General features: G+C 61.3%; 14 protein-coding genes. 11 read left to right on the top strand and 3 right to left on the bottom strand.

Annotated elements, in window-relative coordinates; all coding sequences use genetic code 11:
• Positions 1 to 35: 35 nt before the first annotated feature.
• Positions 36 to 1,211 carry an ROK family transcriptional regulator gene (locus FE782_RS06090; protein WP_138193181.1) on the bottom strand — a complete coding sequence of 392 codons (1,176 nt, stop codon included), beginning with the start codon at positions 1,209 to 1,211 and terminating at the stop codon, positions 36 to 38.
• Positions 1,212 to 1,376: 165 nt separating this feature from the next.
• On the opposite strand from FE782_RS06090, the gene xylA reads away from it, so the two are divergent.
• Complete coding sequence (gene xylA, locus FE782_RS06095) at positions 1,377 to 2,681, top strand: xylose isomerase (protein WP_138193182.1); 1,305 nt, start codon at positions 1,377 to 1,379, stop codon at positions 2,679 to 2,681.
• Positions 2,682 to 2,847: 166 nt separating this feature from the next.
• Positions 2,848 to 4,344: a xylulokinase gene (gene xylB / locus FE782_RS06100; protein WP_138193183.1), complete on the top strand. Its 1,497-nt coding sequence runs from the start codon at positions 2,848 to 2,850 to the stop codon at positions 4,342 to 4,344.
• 57 nt (positions 4,345 to 4,401) lie between these two features.
• On the opposite strand, the gene FE782_RS32550 is transcribed toward xylB, so the two are convergent.
• Positions 4,402 to 4,914, bottom strand: coding sequence for a hypothetical protein (locus FE782_RS32550; RefSeq protein ID WP_202914484.1), 513 nt, complete (start codon positions 4,912 to 4,914; stop codon positions 4,402 to 4,404).
• Between the two features lie 164 nt (positions 4,915 to 5,078).
• Between FE782_RS32550 and FE782_RS06110 the strand changes: the two genes are divergently transcribed.
• Entirely contained in the window at positions 5,079 to 5,615 is a 537-nt protein-coding gene (locus FE782_RS06110; RefSeq protein ID WP_138193184.1) for a GNAT family N-acetyltransferase, read from the top strand.
• Here the strand turns inward: FE782_RS06110 and FE782_RS06115 are convergent.
• On the bottom strand, positions 5,612 to 7,408 hold the full coding sequence (locus FE782_RS06115; RefSeq protein ID WP_138193185.1) for an ABC transporter substrate-binding protein: 1,797 nt from the start codon (positions 7,406 to 7,408) through the stop codon (positions 5,612 to 5,614). The two genes, FE782_RS06110 and FE782_RS06115, sit on opposite strands and share 4 nt — an antisense overlap.
• A 123-nt stretch (positions 7,409 to 7,531) precedes the next feature.
• Here FE782_RS06115 and FE782_RS06120 point away from each other — a divergent pair, with 123 nt between their 5' ends.
• The 8 genes from FE782_RS06120 (at position 7,532) to FE782_RS06155 (ending at position 13,687) form a co-directional block, all read left to right on the top strand.
• Positions 7,532 to 7,750, top strand: a complete 219-nt coding sequence (locus FE782_RS06120) for a hypothetical protein (RefSeq protein ID WP_138193186.1) — start codon at positions 7,532 to 7,534, stop codon at positions 7,748 to 7,750.
• A 95-nt stretch (positions 7,751 to 7,845) separates the two neighbouring features.
• On the top strand, positions 7,846 to 8,346 hold the full coding sequence (locus FE782_RS06125; protein WP_138193187.1) for a DedA family protein: 501 nt from the start codon (positions 7,846 to 7,848) through the stop codon (positions 8,344 to 8,346).
• A gap of 99 nt (positions 8,347 to 8,445) precedes the next feature.
• Positions 8,446 to 8,634 carry a YfhD family protein gene (locus FE782_RS06130; RefSeq protein ID WP_138193188.1) on the top strand — a complete coding sequence of 63 codons (189 nt, stop codon included), beginning with the start codon at positions 8,446 to 8,448 and terminating at the stop codon, positions 8,632 to 8,634.
• Positions 8,635 to 8,802: 168 nt separating this feature from the next.
• Entirely contained in the window at positions 8,803 to 9,654 is an 852-nt protein-coding gene (locus FE782_RS06135; protein ID WP_138193189.1) for a sugar phosphate isomerase/epimerase family protein, read from the top strand.
• 32 nt (positions 9,655 to 9,686) lie between these two features.
• Positions 9,687 to 10,859 (top strand): Gfo/Idh/MocA family protein, encoded by a 1,173-nt coding sequence (locus tag FE782_RS06140; RefSeq protein ID WP_138193190.1) that lies wholly within the window; start codon positions 9,687 to 9,689, stop codon positions 10,857 to 10,859.
• Between the two features lie 19 nt (positions 10,860 to 10,878).
• Positions 10,879 to 11,955 (top strand): Gfo/Idh/MocA family protein, encoded by a 1,077-nt coding sequence (locus FE782_RS06145; RefSeq protein WP_439116421.1) that lies wholly within the window; start codon positions 10,879 to 10,881, stop codon positions 11,953 to 11,955.
• A gap of 55 nt (positions 11,956 to 12,010) precedes the next feature.
• Positions 12,011 to 12,856: an AraC family transcriptional regulator gene (locus FE782_RS06150; protein WP_138193191.1), complete on the top strand. Its 846-nt coding sequence runs from the start codon at positions 12,011 to 12,013 to the stop codon at positions 12,854 to 12,856.
• 132 nt (positions 12,857 to 12,988) lie between these two features.
• Entirely contained in the window at positions 12,989 to 13,687 is a 699-nt protein-coding gene (locus FE782_RS06155) for a putative endonuclease domain-containing protein (protein WP_138193192.1), read from the top strand.
• Positions 13,688 to 14,050 lie beyond the last annotated feature (363 nt).

A 14,050-nucleotide genomic window follows, 5' to 3' on the forward strand; every position in this document is an offset into this window, starting at 1 on the left:
ACCGAAAGTATCCGCCTATATCCCTGCTCGCGCGCCTACAGCGACGCCTCCCCCGCCTTGGCGGCGGCGAGGAAACGCGAGATCGCGAGGGAGGCGGCCCCGAGCGCGGCGGAGTCGAGCCCGAGCGACGCGAACTCGATGCGGGAGCGGTCGCGGTGGTGGCGCAGCGAATGTCGTTCGACCGCTTCCCGCAGCGGTCGCTCGATCCAAGGCCGCGCCAAGGCGAGCCGGTTACCGATGATCGTCATCTCCGGATTGAACGCGTTGACGATGGTGGCGATGCCGATGCCGAGGTAGCGGCCGATCTCCTCCAGGACGCGAATCGCCGAAGGATCGCCCGCCTCCGCGAGACGGAGGGCGCCCTCAAGCTCCGCAAGCTCGGGAGAGACGCCCGAACGGGCCGTAAGCGCGATCTCGGAGGCGTACATCTCCCAGCAGCCCTCGCTGCCGCAGCCGCACGGGAGCCCCCGATCGGCCTGAATCGTCATGTGCCCGAGCTCGCCGGAGAAGCCGGAAGCGCCGCGGTACAGCTTGTGGTCGACGATGAGCCCGGTGCCGATGCCGACGCCGGCGCTGATATAGATGAGGTCGCCGACGTCCTTCCCGATGCCGAACTGCTTCTCGCCGACGGCGCCGACGTTCGCTTCGTTGTCGATGACGACCGGCATCGAGACGCGCGTCTCGAGCATCTCCGCCAGCGGCGCGTCGCTCCAGCCGAAGTTCGGCGCCGTGAGCACGACGCCGGCGTCGTCGACGATGCCCGGCACGCCGAGCCCGACGCCTACGACGCCGTACGGCGACGCGGGCGCGCCGTCCGCGAGCGAGCGGATCGTCCGCGCCGCGACGTCGGCGACCGCCGCCGGGTCCGACACGCGCAGCCGATGCCGTTCCTTCGCGACGATAGCGCCGGACAGATCCGTCAGCACGGCCGACACGGAATTGACGCCGAGATCGACTCCGACCGCGTACCCGGCTCCGGCGTTATATAACAGCATGACGGGCTTCCGACCGCCGCTCGATTCGCCGAGCCCGGTCTCGAGCACGAGCCGTTCCTCCAGCCATTCGGCGACGAGTGAGGAGACGGACGCCTTGTTCAGACCGATCTTCGCCGAGATGTCCGCGCGGGAGATCGGCGCATGCTCTCGAATCGTGTCGAGCACGAGCGATTTATTCATTCGTTTGATCAGCGTCTGGTCGCCGGTCATCTTCATGGGGCTTCGTTCGCTCCTATCGGAAGCAAGATTTCACTTATCATAGCACAATTTATGAAAATGATGAAACTTAGTTTGTTGTATCGACAAACGAAGTTGCTCATGATAGACTGAAGTCAGTTGGTCATACTAACGAAGAACTAAATCTTGGGAGGGCTTACAGGGATGAGCGTTTTCAAAGAAATCGGCAACATCCGTTACGAAGGCAAGGATTCGAAGAACCCGCTGGCCTTTAAACATTACAATCCGGACGAGGTCGTCCTCGGCAAGCGGATGGAGGAGTATCTCCGATTCGCCTGCGCGTACTGGCATACATTCACTGCGGAGGGTTCCGATCCGTTCGGCGCAGGCACCGCGATCCGACCGTGGAAGGGCTCCGGCCTCGACCTTGCGAAGGCGCGCGTCGAAGCGTCCTTCGAATTTTACGAGAAGCTCGGCATTCCGTTCTTCTGCTTCCATGATCGCGACATCGCGCCGGAGGGCGCGACGCTGCGCGAGACGAACAAAAATCTTGACGTCATCGTCGGCATGATGAAGGACTATATGAAGACGAGCAAGGTAAAGCTGTTGTGGAATACGGCGAACATGTTCACCAACCCTCGCTTCGTCCACGGCGCGGCGACGACGAGCAACGCGGAGGTGTTCGCGTACGCGGCGGCGCAAGTGAAGAAGGGTCTCGAGACGGGCCTCGAGCTCGGCTCGGAAAACTACGTCTTCTGGGGCGGCCGCGAAGGCTACGAGTCGCTGTTGAACACGAACATGAAGCTCGAGCTGGACAACCTGGCGCGCTTCTTCCATATGGCGATCGCGTACGCGGACGAAATCGGCTACAAGGGTCAATTCCTCATCGAGCCGAAACCGAAGGAGCCTTCCAAGCACCAGTACGACTTCGACGCGGCGACGACGATCGCGTTCCTGAAGACATACGGTTTGGATGACCGCTTCAAGCTGAACATCGAGGCGAACCACGCGACGCTCGCGGGCCATACGTTCGAGCACGAGCTGCACGTCTCCCGCATCAACGGCATGCTCGGCTCGATCGACGCGAACCAAGGCGACACGCTGCTCGGCTGGGATACGGACGAGTTCCCGACGGACCTGTACTCGGTGACGCTCGCGATGTACGAAATCGTACAGAACGGCGGCATCGGCTCCGGCGGCGTCAACTTCGACGCGAAGGTGCGCCGTCAATCGTTCGAGGCGGACGATTTGTTCTTCGCGCACATCGCGGGCATGGACACGTTCGCGCGCGGTCTGAAGGTCGCGGCGAAGCTCGTCGAAGACAAGGTGCTCGAGAACGTGCTGGACGATCGTTACGAGTCGTTCCGCTCCGGCATCGGCCTCGACATCGTCAGCGGCAAGGCGGACTTCAAGTCGCTGGAAGCGTACATTATCGATAAGGGCGAGATTGCGAACAAGTCCGGACGTCTCGAGCAAATTCGCGCGACGCTGAACGATTACATTTTCTAAACGATTCAGCACGTATATCCTGCGGGTGTAACACCTGAATCGTCTCGGAAAACGGATGCCTTCTTTTAGAGGACGGCGAAGCCGTTTATCCTTGATCCATATCGAAAATGCAACCAAGGAGGGCTTCCGACAGGCGGCCCTCCTTCTTTAGGGAGGAGATTCAAGGATGAAGTACGTTATCGGCATCGACCTCGGCACGAGCGCCGTCAAGGCGCTGCTCGTAGGCCAAGACGGAACGATCAAAGCGGAGGCGTCGCGGGAATACCCGCTGCTGCAGGAACGGTCGGGGCATAGCGAGCAACGGCCGGAGGATTGGGTGCGAGGCACGATTCAGGCGATCCAAGACGTCGTTCGCTCCTCGGGCGCGCCTGCGGAGTCGATCGAAGGCATCAGCTTCTCGGGTCAGATGCACGGCTTGGTATTGCTCGACGCGGCGCGCCGTCCGGTGCGCAACGCGATTCTGTGGAACGATACGCGCACGACGAAGCAATGCCGCGAGATCGAAGCGGCGCTCGGCGCCGAGCTGCTCGACATTACGCGCAACCCGGCGTTGGAAGGCTTTACGCTGCCGAAGCTGCTTTGGGTGAAGGAGAACGAGCCTGAGTTGTATGCGCTCGGGGAAGTGTTCGTGCTTCCGAAGGACTATGTACGGTACCGCTTGACGGGCGACATCGCCATGGATTTATCGGATGCGGCCGGGACGCTTCTGCTCGACGTACGCGCTTTGGGCTGGAGCGACGAGGTCGCGCGACGCGTCGGCGTCGACCGCTCGCTGTGTCCGCCGCTCGTCGAATCCGGCGCGCTCGTCGGTACGCTGCTGCCGGAGATCGCCGCCGAGGCGGGACTGTCCCCGAAGACGATGGTGTTCGCGGGCGGCGCGGACAACGCGTGCGGCGCGACGGGCGCCGGCATCCTCGGCGAAGACGCGGCGATGTGCAGCATCGGCACGTCCGGCGTCATCCTCGCGTACGAGAACGATAAGAACCGCGACTTCGCCGGCAAGGTGCACTTCTTCAATCACGCCGCGCCGGACGCGTACTACGCGATGGGCGTAACGCTCTCCGCCGGCCACAGCCTTGGCTGGTTCCGCGACACGTTCGCGGCGGGCGTCTCCTTCGGCGAGCTGCTCGCGGGCGTCGGCGACGTGCCGGTCGGCTCCAAGGGCCTTCTTTATACGCCGTATCTCGTAGGCGAACGGACGCCGCACGCGGACGCCGTCATTCGCGGCAGCTTCGTCGGCATGGACGCGTCGCATTCGCGGACCGACTTCGCGCGCGCCGTCATGGAAGGCATCACGTTCTCGCTGAACGAATCGATCGAGCTGTTCCGCGCCGCGGGCAAATCCGTCGGCCGCATCGTCTCGATCGGCGGCGGCGCGAAAAATCCGGATTGGCTGCAGATGCAAGCCGACGTGTTCCGCGCCGAGGTCGTGACGATGAAGAACGAGCAGGGGCCGGGCATGGGCGCGGCGATGTTAGCCGCGGTCGGCTGCGGCTGGTTCGGGTCGCTCGCCGATTGCGCGAAGACGTTCCTCGAATACGGCGCGGCATACGAGCCGAAGGCCGCCGACGTCGAAAAATATGCGCAGCTGTTCCAGGTTTATAAAGACGTATATGCGCAAACGCGCGAGCTGAACGAACGGCTGGCGCCGTTCCGGGTGTAAGAACGAACGTATAAGAAAAAGCCGACGAATCGTCGGCTTTTTCCCGTTTTCCGATGGCTAAAGGATCGTGTTCTGCGCCGCGGATTGCGCTTGCTGCACCGCCTGCTGCGCTTGCTGTACCGCTTGCTGGGCTTGCTGGGCTTCCTGCTGCAATTGCTGTTGCGTCTGTTGGAACTGCTGCATCGCTTGCTGCGTAGAAGCCTGGGCTTGCTGCATCGTTTGCTGCGGAGCGGCCTGCGCTTGCTGCATCGCTTGCTGCGAAGCGGCCTGCGCTTGCTGCATCGCTTGCTGCGAAGCGGCCTGCGCTTGCTGCATTGCTTGCTGCGAAGCGGCCTGCGCTTGCTGCATCGCTTGCTGGAGCTGCTGCTGTTCTTGCGCGGTCATTTGGGCGCCGAACTGCGTGCTCGCTTGCTGCAGCTGTTGCTGAGCTTGCTGCAGTTGTTGCTGCGCCTGCTGAATCTGCTGCGGATTCATGGAGGCTTGCGCCTGCGTCAACGCTTGCTGCGCTTGCTGCGCGGTTTGGATCGCTTGCTGCACGCTCTGCTGGGCTTGGGTCATCTTTGTCGTCAACCTCTCGTCTCCGGATATGGTTGGATAGAAGAACCATCCGAACTTAAGATGCGGCAAGTCGGCTCAAATTATTACAACCCGAGTCCGATGTCGAAGAGGAAACGCTCGACCCGCGTCGAAATGATGGGTTGCGCGACGATGAACAGAAAAATGGAGTGACCCATATGACCATTCGATTGAAGCCCTTCGACCTCGACGAGTCGGAAGCGCTCGTGTCCTTCTTGACCGGCCAGCCTTGGCCGTACCACGGCAATCCGAATCCGTCCGAAGAGAGCGTCAGGGACGGTATCGCGAACGGAAGATACGCGGGAGAGGACACGCTGACGTTATGGATCGTAGAGGGGGACGAGAAGCTCGGGCTGATCCGCTTGTTCGACCTCGGCGACCTGACGCCCGTATTCGATATTCGCATCGACGCCGCCCGACGCGGCCAAGGCGTCGGAACGGCGGCGGTCCGCCTTCTGGCGGATTACGTATTCACGGAATTCCCGGACAAAATCCGGTTCGAGGGCCATACCCGGAACGATAATTACGCGATGCGCAAGACGTTCGCCAAGGCGGGCTTCGCGAAGGAAGCGTACCACCGGAAGGCGTGGCCGACGAACGGAACGTTGTACGACTCGGTCGGTTATTCGATCCTTCGCGAGGACTGGGCGGAGGGAAAGGTCAGTCCGGTCGATTGGAACGACGTCCCTTATTAACAGGGGTCGCCTTCCGCCACCTTGAACCACACATGGCGGTAATCGATCATGCCGAGCGCGTTGTGCTCCACGCCGCCGATCTTCGGGTCGAAGTACGCGTCGAAGGCGGAATGGAAGAGGAACACCATCGCGTGCGACGAGCGGATCGCCTCCGACAGCTCGTCGACGCATCGCCAGCGGCCCTCGGCGGTCGGCTCGAGGTACATGCGGCGCATGAGATCCGCGGCCATGGCGCGATGCGCGTCGTCGAGCAGATGCATGCCGACGGCGCTCGCCGGGGAGAAGACGAAGTCGACGAACGTCGCTTCGCCTTCTTCCATGACGACGCTGTAATAGACGATGTGCCCGGGCTGGCGATCGACGTTCGACTGGAAGTCGCAAAATCGAGAAATCCGCGGCTCGAGCGCGATGCCGTACCGCGCGGCGAATTCGCAGATGAGCTGCGTCTCCTTCGCCCGGTTCGAGCTGGAATCGATTAGCAGCGTGCTTCCGTCGTACCCGGATCGCTCGAGGAGCGATCGGATGCGATCGGGATCGGGAGACGGCGCGGCGCTCTCTGCGCCTTCGACGAAGCCGTAGGCGGGTCTCAGCCGATCGTCGCCGAGCGCCGCGAGCATCGCCGCGCGGTCGATCAGCTCGTCGAGCGCCTGCCGGAACAGCGGGTCATGCTGCGGGCCGGGCTGACGCAGATTGAACGTAAGCATACGGCAGCTCCGGGCCGAAGAGGTTCGGAGCCTGGCGTACTGCTCCGAATCGTCTCGGAACGCGAGACCGCAAGCCCCCTTCTGCACGAGGTCGAGCCGGATCGGCAAGGAGGGCAGCTCGTTGTCTTCGCTGATGAAGTGCATCTCCACCCGATCGAGATGCGGCCGTCCTAAGAAATAATGCGGGAACGCGTCCAGCACGCACAGCCGATCCGTCCGTCGCGCGATCTGGAACGGGCCGGTTCCGACGGGCTCGTCGAAGAACGCGTCTCCCCGTTGTTCGAGCAAATCCCGCGGAAGAATCGAAGCGCCGTCGAAGCCGAGGATGCGGGGAAACCAGACGCATGGCTCGTTAAGCTCGAATTCCACGACATGCGAGTGGAGCGCGGCGACGCCGCGGAGCAAGCCGAAATTCGGATGCCGTCTTAACCGCTCGAACGTAAAAACGACGTCGTCCGCGGTCAGCTCCCGCTTATGATGGAACAACGCCCCTTTGCGCAAATACGCCGTCCACCGGCGTCCCTCGGCGTCAGATTCCCAGTGGTGGGCGAGCCTCGGGACGACGTCTTCCTGTTCGGGACAGTACTTGACGAGCGTATCGAAAATTTGCCGGCACAGATGCCCTTCCCCGACGAAGTAGATGCGGGCGGGATCGAGCGAGCCGATCTGGTCGTACACCGGAACGCGAAGCGTATCCAGCGCCCGTTCGCTTCGGTCCTCCCGCGAGAAACCGAAGAAATCGTTCAACCACGACGAAAAGCGCTCCGCGCCCTCGGGCAGTCGTCCTCGCTCCTGCACGAGCCGGATCGCGCCTCGAACGTCCCCTTGCTCGGCAAGCCGCCGGGCGACCTCCTCCACGATTCGCTCTCGATCGGCGAGCAGCTCGATTTCCGACGTGCGTCCGCGGCCGCGGCCCGGGTGCCAGGCGATCCACGCGGCTTCTTCCATCTTGCGCAGGATGAACTTCGCGTTCCTCTCCGTACACTGGAACACATGGGCGAGCCGCTCCAGCGTAACGGGCGTTCGATCGCCGGCTCTCGCGACGTCCAGCGCATCGGACAAATTCATGTAATGCGTCTCGAGTTGCATGCTCCGCTCCCCCTTCAAGTCTTCGTATCGAAAAGGTGAAAAGGAAAAACTTTGATTTTCACTTTTCTTCTCCTTTTAAAAGCTTACAATGAATATAGGAGAACGTTCAAGGGGGAATTCGGGATGCACCATCCTTTTTTCGAAGAATGGAAGGCGCAAGAAGAAGCGAGAACATTGGAACAAGTCGGGAGGCACGCTTGGAAGTCCTCCGTCGCGGAACCGTCGCTGGCGGAGCCGTCGTTCGCGGAGCGTTGCGGAGACCGCGTGTGGCGGCTGCGGCTCCGCTTCGCATCGCTTCAAGTATGCGTCTCGTTCCGTTGGCGCGGACAGCTCGACCGGTAATCGGGGATTTCCCCGGTCTTCCGACGGTTTCCCTTTCGCCCGAAACGCGATACACTATCCTGTAATGGATAGGGAGAAGAGAGAGGGCGTTACGGGTGGAGTTCGAGGCATTGTTGGCCGATTTCGGCTATGCGGCATTATTTTTGGCTTTTTGCTTAGGGATCGTCGGACTTCCGATTCCGAACGAGGTCGTCGTCATGTCGGGCGGCGCGGTGTCCTCGGAGGGGCTGCTGCTTCCGGTTCCTGCGTTCCTCATGGCGTTCGGCGGCATCTGCTGCGGACTGACCGTCGGCTTCGTCATCGGCCGGTACGTCGGATTGCCGATCTTGAAGCGGTTCAGCGCAAGGGGACCCAAATTCGAAAAAAATATCGAGCGGGCGCAGCAGCTCGTCGGTAAATACGGAAGCGCCGCGCTGTTATTCACGTATTTCATTCCGTTCCTTCGCAATTTGATGCCGTACGTCGTCGGCGCCAATGCGATGAAATACCGGACGTTCGCGTTGTACGCATATACCGGCGCGTTCCTATGGACGGCGATCTTTTTCCTCGTCGGTTACTTCACCGGATCCAACGTTGCATGGGAAGCATGGGAATAATGAAGAACAACGATGGAAGGGAGCGTTCGCCCTCGCGGCTGAACGCTCTTTTTTTGACGCATAATACGGGTGTCTCGTCACAAGGAAGGAGGGATACCGATGGGCAGAGGCAATAACAAGCAGTCCGTGGACAATAACGAGTCCCAGATGCCGCAAGCGCCGAAGTACGACGTGCGCGACCGCGGCGCCGCTTCGGAAACCGAGTTCGCGCAGGAGCTCGGGGACCGCTACGAGGTCGAGCGGAAGCAGGGCTTTCCGGCGACGGGCGTTCGAAGAAAAAGGAAGTAACGCGCCTTACCAGCGTTCGCCGGCGATGTCGGCGGGCGCTTTTTTCTTATCCGCAAGAAGTCAACCACAGTTAAATGATGACCCGTACTCCCCACCGGGAGTTAACCCGATCGTCTCGTCCGTATGGTAAGGTTAATAGCAGAACGGACGAAAAAGGAGCAACGAAACATGAAGCTATCCGTATTTACGGTCGCGACGCCGGATTTGACGCCGGCCGAACTGATCCCGGTCGCGAAGGAAGCCGGACTGGACGGTTTGGAATGGCGGTACACGTCTACTGCTCCGGAGCGGAGGAACGAAGCCCCGTCCTTCTGGGGCAACAACTTATGTACGATCGATCCGGCGACGACGACGGACGAGGAACTGGACGCTCTCGCGGAAACGGTCCGCGGCCATGGGTTGACGACGGCGGCGCTGACGCCGTATTTAACCGCCGGCGACGTCGAAGGGACCGAACGGGCGATGCGCCATGCGGCGCGGCTCGGAGCGAAGGCGATCCGCGTCGGCGTACCGCGGTACGACCGCACGGCCGATTATAACGAATTGTTTGCGAAAGCGGTTGCGTACCTGGAATCGGTCGAAACGCTGTCGGAGAAATACGGCGTGAAGGGACTCGTCGAGACGCATCACATGACGATCACCGCCAGCGCTTCGCTAGCGCATCGACTTGTCGGCCGGTTTTCTCCGGAGCACGTCGGCGTGCTGTACGACCCCGGCAACTTGATCCACGAAGGCTACGAGAACTACCGCATGGGATTGGAGCTGCTCGGACCGCACCTCGCTCACGTACACGTGAAGAACGCGGGTTGGTTCCCGGGCGAAACCGCCGGTGCGCCGTGGACATGCCGGTGGGTCGCGATGGACCGGGGCATCGTCGATTGGAAACAGGTGCTCGCCGATCTGAAGTCGGTCGGGTACGACGGTTGGTTCGGCGTCGAGGATTTCAGCGGCACGCACGACACGAAGACGATGCTCGCGACGTATGCGACATGGTTTCGCTCCTTGGCGGAGCAAGCGTAAGGATACCATTTTCGAACGGGGAGAGATCAAGCATGAATCAAGTCCGAATCGGCATCGTCGGCATGGGCAACATGGGGTGGGGCCATGCGAAGTACCTTACGGAAGGCAAAGTGAAGGGCGCCGTATTGACGGCGGTCAGCGACTTGTTCGAATCGAAGCGACGGCAGGCGAAAGAGACGTTCGGCGAAGGGCTCGCGACGTTCGAATCCGCGGAGGAGCTGTTCGCCTCCGGCCTCGTGGACGCTGTGCTCGTCGCGACGCCGCACTACGATCACCCGGAATGCGCGATTCTCGCGTTCCGCCACGGGCTCCATGTCCTCGTTGAGAAGCCGGCAGGGGTATATACGAAGCAAGTGCGCCTCATGAACGAAGCGGCGGCGGCGAGCGGGAAAGTATTTTCCATCATGTACAACCAACGCACGAACCCGATCTATATGAAGCTGCGCGATCTGATCGCCTCCGGCGAGCTGGGGGAAATCCGGCGGACGAACTGGATCATCACGAACTGGTACCGTTCGCAAAGCTACTACAACTCGGGCGGCTGGCGCGCGACGTGGGCGGGCGAAGGCGGCGGCGTCTTGATCAACCAGGACCCGCATCAGCTCGATCTGTGGCAGTGGACGATCGGCATGATGCCGACCCGCGTCCGCGCGTTCTGCCATTTCGGCAAGTACCGCGACATCGAGGTCGAGGACGACGTAACCGCCTATGTCGAATACGCGAACGGCGCCACCGGCGTGTTCGTGACGACGACCGGCGAAGCGCCGGGCACGAACCGGTTCGAAGTGACGGGCGACCGCGGCAAGATCGTCATCGAAGACGGCAAGCTGACGTTCTGGCGTCTGCGCGTGTCCGAGCCGGAATTCAACGCGACGTACACGGGCGGCTTCGGGCAGCCGGAATGCTGGAAGTGCGACATTCCGATTCATGGGACCAGCCCCGAGCATATGGGCATTACGCAAAACTTCGTCGATGCGATACTGAACGGCGCGCCGCTCATCGCTCCCGGAGAAGAAGGCATCAAGGGGCTTACGCTGTCGAACGCGATGCATCTGTCCACCTGGACCGACAATTGGGTCGATCTTCCGATCGACGAAGAGCTGTACTACGAGCTGCTGCAGGAGCGTATTCGCGCTTCGACGTTCAAGAAGCCGGAAGCTTCGGGCGACAAGGTGCTGAGCGTCGGCGGCACGTTCAATTCTTAAGGGCGGGGGATTCGGGAAAATGGTGCAAAAAAACGACGGCATGAACTATGCCCCGCAAGGGAAACCGAAGCCGGTCGTCGGTTCGGGCGAATTCGTCTTCGCCGCGACGGCGCTGGAGCACGGGCACATCTACGGGCAATGCAACGGCTTGGTCGAGGCGGGCGGCACGCTGAAGTGGGTGTACGACCCCGATCCGAAGAAGGTCGAAGCGTTCGCGGCGAAATACCCGGGCGTACAGGTCGCTAGATCGTTGGATGAAATATTGCAGGACGCCGACGTCCGTCTCGTGGCGGGAGCGGCGATCCCTTCCGATCGATGCGCCCTCGGCCTTACGGTTATGAAGCATGGCAAAGATTACTTCACGGATAAGACGCCGTTCACTTCGCTCGAGCAGGTGGAGGCGGCTCGCGAAGCCGCGGCCGCTACCGGCCAGAAGTACATGGTGTATTACAGCGAACGGCTGCACGTCGAGAGCGCGGTGTTCGCGGGGCAGCTCATCGCGGACGGCGCGATCGGGCGCGTCGTGCAGGTGATCGGCACGGGGCCACATCGGTTGAACGCGCCGTCGCGGCCGGACTGGTTTTTCAAGAAAGCGCAATACGGCGGCATTCTGTGCGACATCGGCAGCCATCAGATCGAACAGTTCTTGTTCTATGCAGGCTGCTCCGACGCGCGGGTCGCGTCGAGCAAGGTCGCGAACTATCATAACAAGGATTATCCGGAGCTGGAGGATTTCGGCGACGCGACGCTCGTCGGCGACAACGGCGCGACCAACTATTTCCGCGTCGACTGGCTGACGCCGAACGGACTCGGCACGTGGGGCGACGGCCGGACGATCATCCTCGGCACCGAGGGCTATATCGAGCTTCGGAAGTACATCGACATTGCGCGCGAGAAGTCGGGAGATCATCTGTACTTGGTCAACGGCGAAGGGGAGAAGCACTTGTCGCTCCGCGGCCAGGTCGGGTACCCGTTCTTCGGCGAATTGATCTTGGATTGCCTGAACCGAACGGAGAAGGCGATGACGCAGGCGCACGCGTTCAAAGCCGGCGAATTGTGCGTCCGGGCGCAGCTGCAAGCCGAGCGGGTAGAATAAGCGAGGCGGATCTTGTACAATGGGGGAAAGCCTGATTCGGGAAGGATCCCTGGACATGAGACCCGTAGAGCTCGGACATCGGAAAGATCACCCGTTGGAGATGACGTTCCATTCGCATCCTTACTATGAAATTTTCTTTTTTCACAGCGGACGATGCAATTACGTCATCGGGCCGAACGTCTACTCGCTGTCGCCCGGCGACCTCATTTTGATGCACGGCATGACGCTGCACACGCCGAATCCGGATACGCGGGTGCCGTATGTGCGGAGCATGATTCATTTCCAACCGGAGTTCCTGCATGAGTTTATGAATCGGAAATATATCGCTCCGCTGCTGAGACCCTTCGAAGAGCTGCGCAATTACCGGCTGCAGACCGGGGCGCGGAAGGACGAGGTCGAGCGGCTGCTCGCGGATATGGCGGCGCTGCAGGACTCGCCGGAGGAGCGCGCCTACGAGCGGTTCTTGCTGCGATTTATCGACTTGCTGTACGTCGTGGGCGAGCTGTGCCGCTCGCCGATGGCGGCGGACGCCGTCGACGGCGTCCGCTCGGAGCGGGAGCATCATGTGCAGCGCGTGATCGACTTCATCGAGTCGCATTACGCGGAGGACTTCTCGATGGAGGACGTGGAGCGGGAGCTGCACGTCAGCCGACATTATCTCGCCCGGGTGTTCAAGGCGTGGACCGGCTGGACCGTGTTCCAGTTTCTGTATCAGCGCCGGATCAATCAGGCGAAGACGTTGTTCCTCGTCGACGGCGAGCTGTCCGTCTCCGAAGTGAGCGAGCGCGTCGGCTTCAAGCATCTGTCTCACTTCAGCCGCGTCTTCAAGCAGTGGGAAGGCTGCGCGCCCGAGCAATACAAGCGGTCGCTCGCCGCCTCGCCTCGTTCGTGGCGGAGTTGAGCGGGCGTCAGGGAGCATGGTATCATATCTATATCGAAAATAACTTCTGCGCGCAAAGCATGCGCCGCCGGCCTAATGGGCCAGCGGCGCTTTTTTTTGTTGTTGCGCTATATTTTCAGGAAGGGGAGACGGGTGTTGCTGTTCGAGGAACAATTCGAAGCTTGGCATCGGGGACATGTCGAGGCGAGCGCGGGAGAGCGTCGCCGGCGGTTGAAGGAAAAGTACGGGGATGCGGAAAAGTTGTTTTTACGCAATGTGTGGTTCCCGGCGTTCAAGTCGTTGGATGGTCTGTTTCCTGAACATGAAGTGCTGGATGCGGAAGGGAAGACGAGATTCATGGACCACGCCTACATCGCGCCGGGTTTCTTATGGGGGTTCGAGGTGGACGGGTACGGACCGCATTTGAGAGACATCGATCGGCGTCAGTTCGCGGACGAGCGCAGAAGGGATGTGAGTTTGAAGGCCCTTGGTTGGCGAATCGCGCGGTTTGCATTCGACGACGTCAACGAGAAGCCTTGGGTTTGCCGCCGGCTGTTAGAGATGATTTTGGGTGGATCGGCGAAGGAGAGGGAGGGGAATGCAGAAAGCTTCAGCAAGGACCGCGTCATTAGGCATGCGATGGCGTTGGGAGGGACGATTAGCATAAGGGAGGCCCGGGGACTCCTTGGACAGAGCGATAAGCCGACGCTTGCCCTGCTTCGCGCGCTGGTCCGCGATGGCTTGCTTGAGCCATGCAGCGAGGGGGCGCAGCGGGTGCACCGGTACCGTCTCCGCAAGGAGGCGTTGGCGGAGTACTGGGGGACACATCCGTATAGGAGTCCGAAGAAATAATCGGAGGATATCCGACTAATGGAGCCGCGGAGGCCGCTGGAGGCGGGATAGTCGGAGTTTTTCCGACTAATGGCGCCGCGGAGGCTGGAGGAGGCGGGATAGTCGGAGAATGTCCGACTAATCGGCCCTCGGAAGCCGCTGGAGGCGGGATAGTCGGAGATTGTCCGACTAATGGCGCCGCGGAGGCCGGTGGAGGCGGGATAGTCGGAGAATGTCCGTCTAATCGGCCCTCGGAAGCCGGTGGAGGCGGGATAGTCGGAGAATGTCCGACTAATGTCGCCGCGGAGACCGCTGGAAGCGGGATAGTCGGAGTTTATCCGACTAATCGGCCCGCGGAGGCCGCTGGAGGCGGGATAGTCGGAG

Origin of the sequence: Paenibacillus antri, assembly GCF_005765165.1 — a bacterium.
Classification (GTDB): domain Bacteria; phylum Bacillota; class Bacilli; order Paenibacillales; family YIM-B00363; genus Paenibacillus_AE; species Paenibacillus_AE antri.

Bases quoted from the DNA above. Each gene is read 5' to 3' on its own strand.
- FE782_RS06090 (WP_138193181.1), bottom strand. From the start codon at position 1,211: ATGAAGATGACCGGCGACCAGACGCTGATCAAACGAATGAATAAATCG.
- xylA (WP_138193182.1), top strand. From the start codon at position 1,377: ATGAGCGTTTTCAAAGAAATCGGCAACATCCGTTACGAAGGCAAGGAT.
- xylB (WP_138193183.1), top strand. From the start codon at position 2,848: ATGAAGTACGTTATCGGCATCGACCTCGGCACGAGCGCCGTCAAGGCG.
- FE782_RS06110 (WP_138193184.1), top strand. From the start codon at position 5,079: ATGACCATTCGATTGAAGCCCTTCGACCTCGACGAGTCGGAAGCGCTC.
- FE782_RS06115 (WP_138193185.1), bottom strand. From the start codon at position 7,408: ATGCAACTCGAGACGCATTACATGAATTTGTCCGATGCGCTGGACGTC.
- FE782_RS06120 (WP_138193186.1), top strand. From the start codon at position 7,532: ATGCACCATCCTTTTTTCGAAGAATGGAAGGCGCAAGAAGAAGCGAGA.
- FE782_RS06130 (WP_138193188.1), top strand. From the start codon at position 8,446: ATGGGCAGAGGCAATAACAAGCAGTCCGTGGACAATAACGAGTCCCAG.
- FE782_RS06135 (WP_138193189.1), top strand. From the start codon at position 8,803: ATGAAGCTATCCGTATTTACGGTCGCGACGCCGGATTTGACGCCGGCC.
- FE782_RS06140 (WP_138193190.1), top strand. From the start codon at position 9,687: ATGAATCAAGTCCGAATCGGCATCGTCGGCATGGGCAACATGGGGTGG.
- FE782_RS06145 (WP_439116421.1), top strand. From the start codon at position 10,879: ATGGTGCAAAAAAACGACGGCATGAACTATGCCCCGCAAGGGAAACCG.
- FE782_RS06150 (WP_138193191.1), top strand. From the start codon at position 12,011: ATGAGACCCGTAGAGCTCGGACATCGGAAAGATCACCCGTTGGAGATG.